The organism is Kitasatospora sp. NPDC088742 (genome assembly GCF_055584905.1).
The window spans coordinates 67,213-84,056 of the sequence record NZ_JBVJLD010000015.1 but is presented as its reverse complement, the minus strand read 5'-3'; the positions used below and the strand labels follow the sequence as shown (position 1 = coordinate 84,056).

Below are 16,844 nucleotides of genomic sequence, written 5' to 3'. Positions count from 1 at the left end.
TCAGTTGGTGAGGATGCCCGGGTCCGAGCTGCCCGGAGCACCGGTCTCGACCACACCCGCCAGGCGGCGGACGAAGTCGGCCGAGGTGTTGGAGGTGACGGTGACGTCGTACCAGCGGTGCCCGGCGGTCAGGTCCAGCGAGAGGCTGACGGTGGCACCGGTGGCGACGTTCACCGTGCGGGTGGTGTTGCCGTAGGCGTTGACCACCGTCAGGACGGCGGCCGCGCCCGCGTTGGTGCAGGTCAGGTCGAGCTGACCGGTGGCCGCGTTGTGACGGGCCGTCACCTCGGGGCCGGCCGTCTTGCCCGGGTTGCGGAAGCGGCGCAGGAAGCCGTTCGGCCCGTGCACGGTGAGGTCGGTGACGCCCTTGGAGTAGGTGGTGTTCCAGGTGTCCGCGATCGACTTGCCGGCCTCGGCGGTGTAGGTCCACGGGGCGTCGGTCCGGTTGGCCGAGGTCACGTAGAACTGGGCACCGGCCGACGGGCCGCCGCTGAAGGTGAGCTTGAACTTGCCGCCCGCCACGTCGGCCGAACCGTCCACGTACGGCGCGTACTTGAGCGGCCGGGTGGGCTTGGCCCCGGCCTCCTGGCGCGGCATGGTGCCGGTGGCGGGGGCCACCGCGAGGAAGTCGCTGTGGCGGTTCTTGTCCGGCGGGTAGTAGCCGGCCGTGGAGGGCAGCGCGGCGGCGGTGCCGGTACGGGCGAAGTCGAACGCCGAGGTGAGGTCACCGCAGATCGCGCGGCGCCAGGGCGAGATGTTCGGCTCGTTGACCCCGAAGCGCTTCTCGATGAAGCGGATCACCGAGGTGTGGTCGAAGGTCTCCGAGCAGCTGTAGCCACCGGTGCTCCACGGCGAGACCACGATCATCGGCACCCGGGGGCCGAGCCCGTACGGACCGGCCACGTAGCCGGTCTTGCCCGGGAAGTAGTCCAGCGTGGTGGGCACGGTGGACAGGCCCTGGGAGGCGCCGGAGGGCGCGAACGGCGGGACGACGTGGTCGAAGAAGCCGTCGTTCTCGTCGTAGGTGATGAAGAGCGCGGTGCGGGCCCACACGTCCGGGTTGGAGGTGAGCGCGTCCAGCACCTGCGAGACGTACCAGGCGCCGTAGTTCGCGGGCCAGTTGGCGTGCTCGGAGAAGGCCTCGGGCGCGGCGATCCAGGACACCTTGGGCAGGGTGCCCGCCTGCACGTCGGCGCGCAGCTTGTCGAAGTAGCCCTCGCCGGCCTTGGCGTTGGTGCCGGTGCGGGCCTTCTCGTAGAGCGGGCTGCCGGGCTGGGCGTTGCGGTAGTTGTTGAAGTACAGCAGCGAGTTGTCACCGTAGTTGCCGCGGAAGGCGTCGTTGATCCAGCCCCAGGAACCGGCCGCGTTCAGGCCGTCGCCGACGTCCTGGTAGACCTTCCAGGAGACCCCGGCAGCCTCAAGGCGCTCGGGGTAGGTGGTCCAACCGTAGCCCGCCTCGGCGTTGTTGAGCACGGGGCCGCCGCCGGTGCCGTCGTTGCCCACGTAGCCGGACCACAGGTAGTAGCGGTTCGGGTCGGTGGCACCGATGAAGGAGCAGTGGTAGGCGTCGCAGATGGTGAAGGCGTCGGCCAGCGCGTAGTGGAACGGGATGTCCTGCCGCGTCAGGTAGGCCATCGTGGCGGTGGTCTTGGCGGGGATCCAGTTGTCGTACTTGCCCTTGTTGAAGGCCGACTGGCCGCCGGCCCAGTCGTGGTTCAGGCCCTGGAGGTACTCCATGCCGAGCTTGGCGGAGTTGGGGCGGAACGGCAGGGTGACCTTGCCGCCGCTGGACTGGTTCCAGACCGACTTCCCGCTGGGCAGGGTGACCGGGCGCGGGTCACCGAAGCCGCGGACGCCCTTCATGGCGCCGAAGTAGTGGTCGAAGGAACGGTTCTCCTGCATCAGCACGACGATGTGCTCGACGTCCTGGATGGTACCGGTACTGCCCTGCGCGGGGATCGCGGCGGCCCGGGCGATGGAGTCCGAGAGCATGGTCAACGCGGCGGTACCACCGGCGAGTTGGAGGAACCGGCGGCGATTGATGTCGGTCATGGGTGGCTTTGACCTCGGGAGGGTGAGGGGGCTGAGGACTGGCGGCCACAAGAAAAACGCTCCTCGGGTACCGCCCGGCGGACCTCTGATGGCTGCCCGCGGTACACCTGGCAAACGCATGCCATCACGCCGAGTTGTCCTGTCCGACAGAGCCGGTTGTCTGGCCATTTTCCCCTTCTGTCCGCAACCTTGTCCGCCCCCTTCCGCTCCCCTGCACCTCTCCTGTACCACCCCTTGCCCGCCGATCGAGAGGGTGGAGCCACTCGCAACCGAGCAGAGCAGGAGCACTGATGCAGAGTCACCGTCCCGACCGTCGGCGTCCGACCCGCTTCCGGGTCGCGGTGGCCGCCGCCGTCGCGGTCGCCGCAGCCGCCACCGTCACCGCCGGGGTCGCCCAGGCCGGGGACGACGACCGGCGCGGCAGGCCCACCGAGCGTGAGATAGCCGCCCTCTTCGACCAGTGGAACGCGGCCCTCCGGACCGGGGACCCGGCCAAGGTCGCCGACCGCTACGCCAAGGACGCGGTGCTGCTGCCCACCGCCTCCCCGCAGATCCGCACCAACCGGGCCGAGATCACCGACTACTTCGAGCACTTCCTGCAGAAGAAGCCGCGCGGCGAGAAGGTCCGCAGCGTGATCAACATCCTGGACAAGGACTCCGCGCTCGACGCCGGCGTCTACCGCTTCCACCTGACCGACCCGAAGACCGGCGTGACCAAGCCGGTCGAGGCGCGCTACACCTACGAGTACGAGAAGCGCAACGGCAAGTGGCTGATCGTCAACCACCACTCCTCGGTCCTCCCCGCCGAGGGCTGAGCACCGGAACGGGCCGCACGGACGGGAGGCACATGCTCCCGGTCGTGCGGCCCGTCCGTCTCCGTGCTGTCAGCAGGCGCCGTTGTCCGCCCACACTCCCCACTGGCCGCTGAGCGTCGGATCCTCGTTCAGGGTCCACCACTTGTTGGTCCAGTAGTGGCCCTTCCAGGAGACCTTCGCACCCGCGGTGGCGTAGGTGGTGGTCGCGCTCCAGCTCGGCGCGGCCGAGCAGCCGCCGCCGGACGGGCTCGGGCTGCTGCTCGGGCTCGTGCTCGGCGAGGGGCTGGGGGTGGTGGTGGGCGGGGTCGCCCCGGCGAACTTCACGGTGTACTTGGTGAAGTCCCAGTCGTTCTGCACCACGCTGGAGCAGGCGCCGGACAGGCCCGGGTCCACGGTGCCCGCGCACTGCCGGTCGCGGTTGACGGACCAGTAGGTGTAGCGGGCCAGCCGGTGCGCGGTCGCGAAGTCCAGCACGGTCTGGAAGTCGGCCTGCCGGAAGTACTCGGCGGCGTCGGTGCGGCCGTTCATCAGCGAGACGCCCTCGTGCGCGTACGCGGTCGCCTCGTTCCAGCCGAAGGTGCTCTGCAGGATGCCGTTGAACTTCACCAGCGCGTCGGTCTGCGCCGCCGCGCCGTTGAAGCCGCCGTCGAACGGCATGATCGAGTAGTTGTCGGGGGTGAAGCCCTGCGACTTCGCCTCCAGCAGCATCTGGGTACCGAACCAGCCGGTGCCGGCATTGGTCCCGGCCGTGGTGATGGAGATGTAGATGCCCGGGTTGTTCTGCTGGAGGATCCGGGCCGCGCCGATCTCGTTGTGGATCGCGGCGGTGTTCTCGTACTCCGGCTCCTCCAGGTCGAAGTCGATCGCCTTGAGGCCGTACTTGGTCACCACCTTCTGGTACGCGGCGGCGGTCGCCTCCGGGGTGCCGCAGGTCTGGCCGAGCTTGGTGCCGCCGTAGCCGCCGACCGAGACCGAGACGTCGCCGCCCTTGTTCCGGATGGTCTGGATCACGGCGGGCATGGTGGTGTCGGTGTCGATCGAGGACGTGCCGCCCCAGGCGGGGCTGCAATTGCTGCCCTGGGCCAGGATGAACGCCAGTTGGAACGCCTTCTGACCGGTCGCGTCCATCACCGCGGCGGCGTTCGGCGGGCTGTTGTCCTCGGGCATCAGGTACGGCGCGGAGGCGTACCAGTTGGAACCGATCCCGGCGGCGGCGACGGCGTTCGCCGTACCGCTCGCGGTGACCGCGGCGACGCCGCCGGCCAGCAGTCCGAAGACGGCCACTGCCACGGCGACGGCGCGGCGCGGCCGACGGGCGGCGGGGGCAGAGGCAGGGGCAGGGGCAGAGGCAGGGGCATGAGCGTGTGGGGGCAGTACGCGTTCCATCGGGAACCTCTCCAGGAGGCGGCGAGGACGGTGGCCCGGACGCGCGGAGAGTGGGGGCGCGCGGCCGGGCCAACGGTCGGGAACCAGGCCGAAGTTGACGTGACTGACCACTGGTATAGACCTGTACCGGACTACCGTCAACCCTTGACGGGCCGTCATGTCCCGGGCGCACCCCGCTCGACAAAGCACAGGTCAACGGGGGGTCAAGAGTCGGTCGACACCGCCAGGCGCTTCGCCATCACCCGCTCGCGGCGCACGCCGTCGGGCAGGAGGTCGCCCGGCTCACCCGTGTCCGTGAAACCGTGGCGCTCGTAGAGCAGGGTCGCCTTCGGGTTGTCCGGCATGACGGACAGCCGGATGGTCGTGGCCCCGCGCTCCGCCGCCCACCGCTCGATCGCCCGGATGAGCCGGTCACCCACGCCCTTGCCCCGGGCCTCGGGGCCGACCCACATCGAGATCAACTCCACGGTCCCCGCCTCCTCGCCCGGCACTCCGCCGGCGATGCCCACCGGGCGGCCGTCGAGGAGCGCGACGAGGTCGTGCGCGCCGGGGACCGACAGCCGGGCACGCCAGCGCTCCTCCCGGTCGCCGGGGCCCTGCCACTGGTCCAGGGTCGATCCGAAGGCGTAGGGCGCCTCGGTGAGCGCGGCCAGTCGCACCCCCCGCCAGAGGAGCCAGTCGTCCGAGGTCAGAGCACGTAGTTGGATCATGATCCAGACCCTGCCCGCCTACCCGGCCGGTCAGCAACTCGTTTACCGTCCCGGGACGCTAACGTCCCGTCCGGGACTCGGTCCTGAGGGTGATCCCGACCCGGAGGCCGCCGCCCGGGGCCTCGGCGAGGGTGGCGGTGCCACCGTCGTCGGTGACCAGTTGGCGGACGATCGCCAGGCCCAGGCCGGAGCCGGTGCGGCCGGTCAGGCCCTGGCCGCGCCAGAAGCGGTCGAAGGCCCGGGAGCGTTCGGCCTCGGACATGCCCGGTCCCTGGTCGAGGACCTCGAGCAGCACCTGGTCGCCCGGGCGGGCGGTCAGCCGCACGGTGATGGTGGAGCCGTCCGGGGAGACCTCCAGGGCGTTGGAGAGCACGTTGTCCAGCACCTGGTCGAGGTTGCCCGGCCCGGCCAGCACCCTCGGCAGGTCGTCGGTGCCCCCCGACAGCGCGATGGTCACCCCGCGCTCCTCCCCCGCCGGGCGCCAGACCGCCAGCCGCTCGGCCACCAACTCCCGTAGCACCAGCGGCTCCGGGGCGGACACCTTGGCCTCCGCCCGGGCCAGCACCAGCAGACCGCTGACCAGCCGGCTCATCCGGACCACCTCGGCGGTGGCCTGCTCCACGTCCTCCCGGACGAACTCGTCGTCCACCCCGTCGGCGATGTTGTCCAGCGACAGCCGCAGCGCGGTGAGCGGGGTGCGCAGCTGGTGGGAGGCGTCGGCGACGAAGATGCGCTGCGAGGCGACCAGGGTGTCCAGCCGCTCGGCGCCCTGATTGAGGGTCAGGGCCAGCGTCCTGGTCTCCTGCGGCCCGGTGACCGGAGAGCGGGCGGTCAGGTCCCCGGCGCCGAACCGGCTGGCCATCTCGTTGAGTTGGCGCAGCGGGCGGGTGAGCAGCCGGGCCACGATGGCGCCCAGCCCGGCGGCCACCGCCAGCACGCCGACGGCCAGCACCGCGCGGAAGCCCCAGATCCGCCAGAGCCGGTCGGTGAGGTCGGCGGTGGCGTAGCGGATCCGCACCGCGCCGGTGATCGTGCCGGCGTCCGGCGCGCGGGCGGGGACGGTGACGACCAGTTCGGGGCCCCAGACCAGCCGGGAGCCCCAGTCCACCGTGGTGCGGCCCTCGCTGACGGCGCGTCGGAGCGCCTTGTCCTGCGGATCGTCGGGGCGGGGCAGGGAGTCCACCGCTCCCCCGTCGGCGGCCACCAACTCCACCCGGCCCGGGGTCTCCTCGGCGTAGGCGCCGGCCAGCCGGGAAAGCGCTTGCCTGGCCGGCTGGTCACCCGCGCCGAGCAGCAGCGCCATGGTGGTGGCCTCGCGGCGCACCGACTCCTCGGTGTCGCCGCGCAGCTGCGCGGTCAGGGTGAAGGCCACCGGCACCGTGAAGGCGGCCAGCGCGACCGCCACCAGCAGCACGTAGCTGACGATCAGCCGGCGGATCATGCCGGACCGTCTCCTGCTCCGCCCCCGGGCGCAGTCTCCTCGGTGATGACCAACCGGAAGCCGACCCCGCGCACCGCCTCGATCACCACCGCCCCGGCGAGCTTGCGCCGCAGCGCGGCCACGTGCACGTCCAGGGTCTTGGTCGGGCCGAACCAGTTGGCGTCCCAGACCGCTTCCATGATCTGCTCACGGCTCATCAGGGCGCCCGGCTCCTCGGTGAGGAAGGCCAGCAGGTCGTACTCCTTGGGCGCGAGCGCGACTTCGGTGCCGTCCAGGTGGACCCGGGCGGCGCGGCGGTCCACCGTGAGGCGGGCGCCGTAGCGGTCGGGCCCGCTGCCCGCCCCGGTGGCGGAGCGGGGCTGGACCCGCCGCATCACCGCCCTGATCCGGGCGATCACCTCGCGGACCCCGAAGGGCTTGGAGACGTAGTCGTCCGCCCCGAGTTCCAGCCCCACCACCCGGTCGGTCTCGTCGCTGCGGGCACTGATCACGATGATCGGCACCGTGCCCCGGGCCCGCAGCTCCTTGCACACGTCCAGCCCGTCGGTGTCGGGCAGTCCGAGGTCCAGCAGCACCAGGTCGTAGGGGTCGGCGGCGGTCAGCGCCGCCTGTCCCGTGGCGACCCACTCCACCTCGAACCCGTAGCGCAGCAGGCCCCGCCGCAGCGACTGGGCGACCGGCTCGTCATCCTCCACCAGCAGTACACGCACGTGAGCCACCCTAACGGGGCCTCAGCACGGCCCCGGACCGGGCCCGCCGTCAGGCGTGCTCGGCGCCGGCCGTCCGCTGGAGGCCGAGCAGCTCGATCGCCTCCGCCCGCATCTCCACCTTGCGGATCTTGCCGGTGACGGTCATCGGGTACTCCTCCACCAGGTGGACGTAGCGCGGCACCTTGTAGTGGGCGATCCGGCCCGCGCAGTAGGCCCGGAGCGCCTCCGGGGTCAACTCGGCCGCGCCGGGGCGGAGTTTGACCCAGGCCATCAGCTCCTCGCCGTACTTCGCGTCCGGCACCCCGATCACCTGGGCGTCCAGGACGTCGGGGTGGGTGTGCAGGAACTCCTCGATCTCGCGCGGGTAGAGGTTCTCGCCGCCCCGGATGACCATGTCCTTGATCCGGCCGGTGATGTTGAGGTAGCCCGCCTCGTCCATCACCGCCAGGTCCCCGGTGCGCATCCACCCCTCGGCGTCCACCGCCTCGGCGGTGCGCTCGGGGTCGTCCCAGTAGCCGAGCATCACCGAGTAGCCCCGGGTGCGGAGTTCACCGTGCGTGCCGCGCGGGACGGTCTCGCCGGTGGCCGGGTCGACCACCTTGACCTTGAGGTGCGGGCCGACCCGGCCGACGGTGGAGACCCGGCGCTCCAGCGGGTCGTCCAGGCGGGTCTGGGTGGAGACCGGGGAGGTCTCGGTCATGCCGTAGCAGATCGACACGTCACGCATGCCCATCCGCTCGACCACCTGCTTCATCACCTCCACCGGGCAGGGCGAGCCCGCCATGATGCCGGTGCGCAGGCTGCCCAGGTCGTGCTCCTCGAAGGAAGGGTCGTTGAGCTCGGCGATGAACATGGTGGGCACCCCGTAGAGGGAGGTGCAGCGCTCGGCGGCGACCGCGCGCAGGGTGGCGGCCGGGTCGAAGCCCGGGGCGGGGATGACCACGCAGGCGCCGTGGGTGAGGGCCGCGAGGTTGCCCATCACCATGCCGAAGCAGTGGTAGAAGGGGACGGGGACGCAGATCCGGTCCTGCTCGGTGTAGCCGCAGAGCTCGCCGACGAAGTGACCGTTGTTCAGGATGTTGCGGTGCGAGAGCGTGGCGCCCTTCGGGAAACCGGTGGTGCCCGAGGTGTACTGGATGTTGATCGCCTGGTCTGCGCCCAGCCCGGCGGCCACCGCGTCCAGCCGGGCCCGGTCGGACAGGTCGGTGTCCAGCAGCTCCCGCCAGCCGTCGGTGCCGATCAGCAGGACGTCCGCCAGCCCGGGGCAGGCCGGGCGGGCCTCGGCCAGCATGGCCGCGTAGTCGGAGGTCTTGAACGAGGGCGCGGCGACCACCGTCCGGATGCCCGACTGGCGCAGCACGTACTCGAGTTCGTGGCTGCGGTAGCCGGGGTTGACGGTGACCAGCACCGCGCCGATCCGCGCGGTGGCGTACTGGGTGAACACCCACTCCGGACAGTTGGGCGCCCAGATCCCGACCCGGTCACCCGGCAGGACCCCGAGCCGGAGCAGCCCGAGCGCCACCCGGTCCACCTCGTCGGCCAGTTGAAGGTACGTCCAGCGGCGCCCGCTCTCCACGTCCACCAGGGCCTCGCGCTCCGGATGCGCCAGCACGGTGCGGTCGAGGGCCTCCCCGATGGTGAGCTCCAGCAGCGGGCTCTCCGTGGGGCCGGTGCTGATACTGGGCTGGGGCACCGTCGGCATGCGGGACTCCTCGGCTCGGGTGGGCGCGGAAGCGCTCGTGCGGACTCGCCGCACGAAGGATCACCGAGTCTAGAGCAGGCCCCGCCACCGGAGTTGGGCACGGCGGGCCCTGGCCAACCGTTCTGCCGTTCGACCGACAGCCCCCGAAGCAGGAGAGGACACCGGTGGAGAACCCGCAGCCGACGATCCGCCCGTACCGCCCGGCCGACCGCGAGGCGGTGTACGACATCTGCGTCCGCACCGCCGAGGCCGGCGGCGACGCCACCGGCCTCTACCGGAACGAGCAGGTGCTCCCGGACAACTTCGCCGGGCCCTACCTCGAGTTCGAACCCGGCCTCGCGTACGTCCTGGACGACGGCAGGGGCACTGCGGTCGGGTACGTGCTGGGCACCTCCGACACCACCCGGTTCGCCGCCGAGCTCCGCGAGCACTGGCTCCCCCGGGTCGGCCACCGCTACCCGCCCCCGGCCGGCGAACCGGCCGACGGCGACGAGCTGATGGCCCTGCTGCTGCACACCCCCGAGCGGATGGTCCTGCCCGAACTGGCCGACTACCCCGCCCATCTGCACATCGACCTGCTCCCGCGGTTCCAGGGCCGCGGCTTCGGACGCCTGCTGATCGAGCGTCTGCTCGACGCCCTGCGCCAGGCCGGCGCAGGGCAGGTGCACCTCGGCATGGTGAGCGCCAACACCCGCGCCCGGGCCTTCTACGACCGCACCGGCTTCCACGTCATCCCGGTCCCCGACCCCGGCCCGCTCACCTACCTCGGCCGCTCGACCACCCGCTGACCGTCCGGAACGCCACCGTCGCCCCGGGCGGGCCCGACGGGCCGTCAGCTCTCGGAGGTGGAGCAGAGCAGGGCCGCCCTCAGGTCCATCCGGTGCTCCAGCTGGGTGAGGCTGCGGCCGGTCAGTTCCTCGATCCTGCGGATGCGGTAGTGCACCGTGTTGACGTGGATGTGCAGGGCCTCGGCGGTGCGGGACCACGAGGCGTTGTGCCGCAGGAAGGTGTCCAGGGTGTCGAGCAGGGAGACCGGGTTGGCCCGGTCGTGGGCCGCCAGCGGGGCCAGCAGACGCCACCGGAAGGCGCTCCGCACCTCCGGCGGGATGCCGCTCAACAGGGCGGCGAGGGAGCCGAGTTCGGCGCTGCTGCCGACCGGCCCCCCGGCGCCCGAGGCCAGCGCGTAGCGGGCCTGCACCAGGGCGGCGGCCAGCTCGGTCCGCTCCGGTCCGGCGCTCGGGCCGACACCGCCGCGCAGCGGGCCGTGCACGGCGAGGCGGCGCTCGAAGCGCGGCCAGAGGGCGCGCAGGGCCGCCGTGACCTCCGGCGCCGGCGCGGCCACCAGGGCCACCGCGCAGCCCCGGCCGGGCCGCGGCTCATGCGGGGGTACGGCCGCCGCGTCCCCGGACGGCAGGCCCTCCGGGGACGCCGCGGCCTGCTCCGCCGGGGCCCCGGCCCGGGCCGACCCGGACGGGCCGAACGCGTCGGCGGCCCGGTGGAAGGGCACCGGGACGCCGGCCGGGTGGGGCGGCTCCGGGGCCGCGGCGAACGGTACGCCCGCCAGGTGCAGCGCTTCCGCGAGGGCCGCGACCGCCCAGCCCTCGGGGGCGCCCTCGGCCCGGACCACCACCGGGGTGAGGGCTTTCCCGGCCGGGAGCCGACAGAGCGTCAGGGCCTCGGCCAGGCCAGGCCCGCCGTCCGGTCCGAGCAGGCCGACGAGGCGGGCGGCGGTGCGGCGCTGGGCGGCGGTGGTCGCCCTGGCCCGGGCGGCCGCGGGGGCCAGCAGCTCGGCGAGGCCGTGCAGCAGCGTACGAACGGCCGGGGCGGGTTCGGCGGCGGTCCGCAGCAGCCAGCCGTCGAAGGGGGTGTCGCCGGTCGGGCCGACCGTGACGGCCCCGCCGCCCCGCCCGCCGCCCAGGGTCGCGAGCACCTCGGCCTCCGCCTCCTCCGAGGAGGCGGCCAGCACCCGCCCGGAGCCGGTGAGCAGCGCGCAGCCCGGCAGCCCGAGCCGGTTCACCGCCGTCGCCAGCACCTCCCCCAGCACGGCGTCACGCACCGGTGACGGGCCGCCCGCACCTGCCTCCGCACCTCCCCCCGAGCCGCCCTCCGAGCCGCCCGACACACCGTCGACGGACGCACCGTCAAGGAGAGCACCACCGAAGGCCGCGCCACCGCCGTCGCCCGCCGCCGCCCGGGCGTGCGCGCCGAGCAGCGCCAGCAGGTCCCGGCGGACCGCCGCCGGGAGGGCGGCGGCACCCTCCTCCGGGGTGCCGAGGTCGCCCCAGAGCCGCAGGTACACCCGGTCGGTGACGGCCCGGAAGCTGGTGCCGGCCGGGACGGAGAGCAGCGGGACGCCGTGCAGGCGGCAGGCCTCGGCCAGCTCTGGCGGGACGGCGCCGTGGGTGCCCTCGCCCGCGAGCAGGGCGGCGGCGCCCGCGCTGCGCAGCGCGTTGGCGAAGCGCAGCGCGGCCGAGGCGGCGGCCGGGCCGTCCTCGGGGCGCCACCAGACCAACCCGGTGAGCACCAGCTCGCCGCGCTGGAGGTAGCGGGCCGGGTCCTGGAGGTCGGTGGAGGTGACTCCGGTGACCTCGGTGGCCAGCAGCTCGGGGGGTGCCCAGGCGGCTTCGATGTGCAGGTCGGCCAGGTCCAGCAGGTCCCCGACGATCATGTGGTGCTCCTTGTGCTCCGCGCCCTGGCCCACCCTCGCCGATGCCAGGAGATCACGCAGTTGTGCATGGTAGATGCAAGTTAGCGAACAGTCTTTCCCTCTGTCACTTCCTCCGAGCAACCACCCCGCCGGCCCCCTCCGCCTCGGAGACGCGCACAGTCCGGCCCGCTTCACGGGCCTCGTGCAGCGCCCGCCAGACCTTGTCCCGCAGGAACGGCGCCTCGGTGAAGCGGATGCCGGTCGCGTCCCGCAGCGCATTGGCGAAGGCGGGTGGCACCGGGTTGAACGGACTCTCCGACATCGATTTCGCACCCAGCGGGCCGATGGCATCGCTCGTCGAGCTGAAGTGCACCTCGGTTCGCGGCACGTCCGAGTAGGCGGGCAGCCGGTAGCGGCGGAAGGCGGCCGTGGTCACCTCGCCCCGCTCGTCGAGCAGCACCTGCTCGAACAGCGTCGCGCCGAGCGCCTGGGCCACCCCGCCCTCCACCTGCCCCCGGCACTGGAGCGGGTTCATCACCTTCCCGGCGTCGGCACCATGCACGCTGCGCAGGATCCGGATCTCCCCGGTGTCCGGGTCGACCGCGATCCGGAACCACTGCGAGTTGAACGCCACCGAACGCGGCGACCCCCCGAAGTGCCCGTCGGCCCGCAGCTCCACGCCCCGCCCGCGCGCGGCCTCGAACACCTCCTTGAGCGGCACCGTCCGCCCGTCGCACTCCACCGCCTCCGCTCCCAGCCGGACCAGGCTGCGCGGCGTGCGGGCGTACTCGGCCGTGAAGCTGACGATCTGTTCGGCCAGCGCGTTGGCGGCCTTCATCACCGCCTTCCCCGCCACCACGGTGCCCGCCGAGCCGAACGCGCCCGTGTCGTGCTTGACCACGTCGGTGTCGGACTGCCGGATGCCGATCCGGTCGACAGTGGTGCCCAGCGCGCCGGCGGTGATCTGCTTGTGCACAGTGGTGGTCCCGTTGCCGAACTCGGCGGTGCCGACGGCGATGTCGTACGTCCCGTCCTCCAGCAGCTTCACCGTGGCGTCCGCGATGTGGCCGCCGGGCGGGCCGCAGGCGATGGCCGCCATGGCGAAGCCCTGGCCCACCAACCAGCCCTCGGGGGCGAGTTCGGCGCTGGTGTCCTCGGCGAGCGCGGTGCGGACCACGTTCAGGCACTGGTCCAGCCCGTAGCTGGCGATGTGCAGGTCCTCCTCCTCGCCGAGCGGGCCCTCCATGTGCTCGCCCGGCCCGATGATGTTCCGCTCCCTCAACTCCAGTGGATCGACGCCCAGTCGGCGGGCCAGCTCGTCCATCGCCGACTCCACCGCGAAGGTCACCTGGCCCAGCCCGTAGCCGCGGAAGGCCCCGGCCGGCACGCCGTTGGTGTAGACCGAGTAGGCCTCCACCTTCTTGTGCGGCGCCCGGTAGACGCCCATCGACTCGCCGATGCTGTGGAACATCACCGCCGGGCCGTGGTTGCCGTACGCGCCGGTGTTGGACACCACCCGGTACTGCAGGGCCGTCAGGGTGCCGTCCCGCTTGGCGCCGAGCTTCACGGTGATCCGGAACGGGTGCCGGGTGGTGGCCCCGTAGAACTGCTCGGCGCGGGTGAACTCCAGCTTCACCGGCCGGTGCAGGCGCATCGCGGCGAACACCGCGATGTCCTCAGTGAGCATCTCCTGCTTCCCGCCGAAGCCGCCGCCGACCCGGCCGGCCACCACCCGCACCTTCTCCATCGGCAGGTCGAACAGGTCGCAGAGCGCCCGCCGGGTCAGGAACGGCACCTGGGTGGAGGACCGCACCACGATCCGCTCCTCCCCGCCCGGCTCCTCGCTCTCCTCGAAGTACGCGACGCAGCCGTGGGTCTCCAGGCTGGCGTGCTGCACCCGCTGGGTCCGGAAGGTCTCCTCGTACACCACGTCCGCCTCGGCGAACCCCTGCTCCACGCTGCCCATCTCACCGTGCGCCTCGCCGCAGACGTTGTTCTCCGCCCGGGCGATCCGCGACTCCGGCCCCTTGGGATGGATCACCGGGGCGCCGGGCAGCATCGCCTCCTCCGGGTCCAGCACGTACGGGAGTTGCTCGTACTCGACCACGATCCGCCGGCAGCCCTCCTCGGCCGCGCCCTCGGTCTCGGCGACCACGGCGGCGACCCGCTGGCCGACGAAGCGGACCACGTCGTCCAGCAGCCGGGTGTCGTCCGGGTCCTCCGTCGGATGCTCGTGCCGGGCCGAGGAGTAGAGCGTGGCCGGGGCGTCCTCGTGGGTGAACACGCCCACCACGCCGGGCACCCGGCGGGCCGCGGAGGTGTCGATCGAGACGATCCGGGCGTGCGGGTGCGGGGAGCGCAGCAGCTTCATGTGGAGCAGGCCCTCCACTTCGAGGTCGAAGGTGTACCGGGCCGTCCCGGTCACCACCTGCGGCCCGGCCGGGGCCCCGAGGCTCCGGCCCACCGCCTTTCCGGCGCACGGGAGTTCGGTGTGCCGGACCCCGTTGATGGCGTCCTCGATCGCGCGGTAGCCGGTGCAGCGGCAGAGGTTGCCCTTCAACGCCCTCGGCAGGTCGGCCTTCTTCTCCTCGTCGAAGGCCTCGGCGGAGGTGGTCATCAGGAACCCGGCCGTGCAGAAGCCGCACTGGAACCCCTGGGCGTCGAGGAACTGCTGCTGCACCGGGTGGAGTTCACCGCCCTCGGCCAGGCCCTCGACCGTGGTGACCGTGCGGCCCTCGGCGCGCACCGCCGGGTAGAGGCAGCTGTGCACCGGCTGTCCATCCACCTGGACGGTGCAGGCGCCGCAGTCCCCTGCGTCGCAGCCCTTCTTGACGCCGAACCAGCCGCGCTCGCGCAGGTAGGTGCGGAGGCACTGGCCGCCCCGCGGCTCCGTGTCGAAGTCCTGCCCGTTGACCCGGATGCGGTAGCTCATCGCGCGGCCTCCTCGTTCCCGTCGTTCCCGTCGTTCAGCTCTCTGCGGATCTCCTCGGCGTGACGCAGCGTCATGTGCCGCCGCCAGTCCGGAAGTCCGTGGATGTCGTCGAAGTAGTCCTCGCTCCGGATGCCGTCCTCGACCGCCTCCCGGACGGCCGCCGCGTTGGGCTCCGGCGGGAACCAGAAGCGGAACGGGCGGACGGTGGAGGCGGTGACGGTGAGGGTGAGCGATCCGTCCTGCGGGTCGCGGGCGCCGATCACCAGCACGCCGGAGCGGCCGAGCCCGTAGAGCGAGGACTGCCGGAAGGCGGTCCTCGCCGCCAGCGCCCTGGCCGGGAGGGTGATCGAGCGCAGCAGCTCACCTGGCTCGCGGACGGTCTTCCCGGCGCCGACCACGAACTCGGCCACCGGGACGCGACGGTGGCCGCCGTCCTGGCCGCGCAGCAGGCAGACACCGTCCAGCGCGGCGGTCAGCGAGATCATCGGCCCGGCCGGCAGCCCGTTGCAAAGGTTGCCGCCGACGGTGGCCAGGTTCCAGATCTTCCAGGAGGCCAGGAACGCCCGGCAGCACTGCTCCACCAGCGGCGCGGCCCGCCAGCCGGCGGTGGCGCCGTACGCCGAGAGCTCGGCGACGGTGCAGGTGGCGGCGATCTCCAGCCCGCCGTCGGGGGTCCGGGCAAGCGCTTGCCAGCCCATCCGGCCGAGGTCCACCAGGCGCCGCAGGTGGGGCTGCGGCTCGGAGAACAGGTAGGTGCCGCCGCCTAGCCAGGCGTCCCCGGGCCGCCATGTCCCGTACCGCCGGGCGTCGCACACCTCCGTCACCGTGTGCAGGTCCATCGCCGCTCCTCCCGTCCCCGGCCCGTCGTCCCTGACCGGCCGTCAGAGCGATTGAAGCCCTCGGGCCGAGCAGCGGACGAGTGGGCCGTGACACCAGGCCAGGCGGTCTTGCCTGGGTGATCCTCCAGCACCGCCCGAGCCGGGAGGGCGCCGTTCCGAATCTCCCAACTCCTGCTCTGCAGCGTGCTCAAGGCGACCGGACGGGTGAGCACGTACTCACCCGCCAACGACCGGAGCTACGCCAACGACCGTTCCTGGATCACCAATTCGGACGGCACCGTCTCCTACTGCCGCCGCGTCGGCCTCGGCGACCAGGAGCTGTGCGACCGCATCGGACCGGCGCGTGCCGGCCGGAAGGAGCCCCCCGTGAGCCGACCCGCCGCCGTCCGCCTGCGTGGACTGCTCGACGCTCCCGCCGAACTGACGGTGGCCCAGCTCCGGACCCTCCCCTCCCACCGGGTCGAGGCCCGCTTCGACTGCCTAGTGCCGTGCCCGGCACTAGGCAGCGGCGAGCAGCAGCACGGCTTCGAGGGCCCCCGCCTCTGGGACGTCATCCGCACCGCCGAGCCCCGCGTCGACCTGGTGGGCCGCAAGCAGCGCCTGCGCCTCCTGCTCACCGTGACCGGCGCCGACGGCCACCTCGCCGTCCTCTCCTGGGCCGAGATCGACCCCGCCTTCGGCGGCCAGCAGATCCTCCTCGCCACCAGCATCGACGGCACCCCGCTCGACGGCCCCGGCCCGCAGCTGGTCGTCCCGGCCGACCGCTGCGGCGCCCGCTACGTCAGCGGCATCACCGACGTCTGGCTCGTCCCGGTCCCCGACCCGGCCGTCTGCCTCTGATTCCAGCTGCGTGCGAAGGCGTGCCCCACGCACTGCACCACGAAGGAGTTGAGCGAGACTCTGACTGGGATCGCCGTGACCACGGCCCGCTCGCCCCCGAGCGCCCCCGACCGCCGTCACCTGGAGCCGAGATGTCCGAAACCCCCACGATCACCGTCCGAGACCTCGCCGCGGCCGACGAGAAGGACTGGCGCCGACTGTGGGCCGGGTACCTCGACTTCTACGAGTCCACCGTGCCCGCCGCCGTCACCGACACCACCTGGCAACGGCTCCTCGACCCGCACCAGCCACTGCTGGGCCGCGTCGCCGAGCACGACGGCACGGTCATCGGCATCACCAACAGCGTCCTCCACCACAGCACCTGGCTCACCGGCCAGGTCTGCTACCTGGAGGACCTCTTCGTGGACCCCGCCCGCCGCGGACTCGGGGCGGGCCGCCTGCTCCTCCAGGACCTCTTCGACCTCGCCACCACTCACGGTTGGGCACGCGTCCACTGGCTCACCGCCCACGACAACCCCGCCCGCCGCCTCTACGACACCTTCGTCCCGGCCGACCGCTTCGTCCACTACGAACGAGACCTGCCCACCGGCGGAGCCTGACCGCGGACGCCGTTCTATGATCGCCCCTTCGGGAGGGCGCCCTCCCGAAGGATGCCGGGCCGTGGCAGAGCGGCCCATTGCGCCCCCGTACCGCAGAGGAACCCTGCGGGACGGGGTTGGACGCCGGAGAGGGTCCTGCTCTCCCAATCGTCCCGCGGGTTCGAATCCCGC

13 protein-coding genes are annotated in these 16,844 nt (G+C 72.6%); 4 read left to right on the top strand and 9 right to left on the bottom strand.

The features are described 5' to 3' along the window. Positions 1–2,052, bottom strand: a complete 2,052-nt coding sequence (locus ACZ6ZR_RS14740; RefSeq protein WP_465642474.1) for a phosphocholine-specific phospholipase C — start codon at positions 2,050–2,052, stop codon at positions 1–3. Between the two features lie 290 nt (positions 2,053–2,342). Between ACZ6ZR_RS14740 and ACZ6ZR_RS14735 the strand changes: the two genes are divergently transcribed. After that, positions 2,343–2,867 (top strand): SgcJ/EcaC family oxidoreductase, encoded by a 525-nt coding sequence (locus tag ACZ6ZR_RS14735; RefSeq protein ID WP_465642473.1) that lies wholly within the window; start codon positions 2,343–2,345, stop codon positions 2,865–2,867. 69 nt (positions 2,868–2,936) lie between these two features. On the opposite strand, the gene ACZ6ZR_RS14730 is transcribed toward ACZ6ZR_RS14735, so the two are convergent. From ACZ6ZR_RS14730 to ACZ6ZR_RS14710, 5 genes are all read right to left on the bottom strand, one after another. After that, positions 2,937–4,151, bottom strand: coding sequence for a chitinase (locus ACZ6ZR_RS14730; protein WP_465642510.1), 1,215 nt, complete (start codon positions 4,149–4,151; stop codon positions 2,937–2,939). 305 nt (positions 4,152–4,456) lie between these two features. Then, entirely contained in the window at positions 4,457–4,963 is a 507-nt protein-coding gene (locus ACZ6ZR_RS14725; protein ID WP_465642472.1) for a GNAT family N-acetyltransferase, read from the bottom strand. 58 nt (positions 4,964–5,021) lie between these two features. Beyond that, positions 5,022–6,404, bottom strand: a complete 1,383-nt coding sequence (locus ACZ6ZR_RS14720; RefSeq protein WP_465642471.1) for a sensor histidine kinase — start codon at positions 6,402–6,404, stop codon at positions 5,022–5,024. Continuing rightward, positions 6,401–7,114: a response regulator transcription factor gene (locus ACZ6ZR_RS14715; RefSeq protein WP_465642470.1), complete on the bottom strand. Its 714-nt coding sequence runs from the start codon at positions 7,112–7,114 to the stop codon at positions 6,401–6,403. The genes ACZ6ZR_RS14720 and ACZ6ZR_RS14715 overlap by 4 nt, the downstream gene beginning before the upstream one ends. Before the next feature lie 49 nt (positions 7,115–7,163). After that, complete coding sequence (locus ACZ6ZR_RS14710; protein WP_465642469.1) at positions 7,164–8,816, bottom strand: AMP-binding protein; 1,653 nt, start codon at positions 8,814–8,816, stop codon at positions 7,164–7,166. A 164-nt stretch (positions 8,817–8,980) separates the two neighbouring features. On the opposite strand from ACZ6ZR_RS14710, the gene ACZ6ZR_RS14705 reads away from it, so the two are divergent. After that, positions 8,981–9,604, top strand: coding sequence for a GNAT family N-acetyltransferase (locus ACZ6ZR_RS14705; RefSeq protein WP_465642468.1), 624 nt, complete (start codon positions 8,981–8,983; stop codon positions 9,602–9,604). 44 nt (positions 9,605–9,648) lie between these two features. Here the strand turns inward: ACZ6ZR_RS14705 and ACZ6ZR_RS14700 are convergent, their stop codons facing one another. The 3 genes from ACZ6ZR_RS14700 to ACZ6ZR_RS14690 form a co-directional block, all read right to left on the bottom strand. Beyond that, positions 9,649–11,484, bottom strand: coding sequence for a helix-turn-helix domain-containing protein (locus ACZ6ZR_RS14700; protein WP_465642467.1), 1,836 nt, complete (start codon positions 11,482–11,484; stop codon positions 9,649–9,651). Positions 11,485–11,587: 103 nt separating this feature from the next. Further along, the gene (locus ACZ6ZR_RS14695) at positions 11,588–14,395 is read right to left on the bottom strand and encodes a molybdopterin-dependent oxidoreductase (RefSeq protein ID WP_465642466.1); all 2,808 of its coding nucleotides are present in this window, start codon (positions 14,393–14,395) and stop codon (positions 11,588–11,590) included. Further along, positions 14,392–15,234, bottom strand: a complete 843-nt coding sequence (locus ACZ6ZR_RS14690; RefSeq protein ID WP_465642465.1) for an FAD binding domain-containing protein — start codon at positions 15,232–15,234, stop codon at positions 14,392–14,394. The genes ACZ6ZR_RS14695 and ACZ6ZR_RS14690 overlap by 4 nt, the downstream gene beginning before the upstream one ends. A gap of 204 nt (positions 15,235–15,438) precedes the next feature. Here ACZ6ZR_RS14690 and ACZ6ZR_RS14685 point away from each other — a divergent pair, with 204 nt between their 5' ends. After that, positions 15,439–16,074, top strand: coding sequence for a molybdopterin-dependent oxidoreductase (locus ACZ6ZR_RS14685; protein ID WP_465642464.1), 636 nt, complete (start codon positions 15,439–15,441; stop codon positions 16,072–16,074). 131 nt (positions 16,075–16,205) lie between these two features. Further along, positions 16,206–16,673 (top strand): GNAT family N-acetyltransferase, encoded by a 468-nt coding sequence (locus ACZ6ZR_RS14680; protein ID WP_465642463.1) that lies wholly within the window; start codon positions 16,206–16,208, stop codon positions 16,671–16,673. Positions 16,674–16,844: the final 171 nt, after the last annotated feature.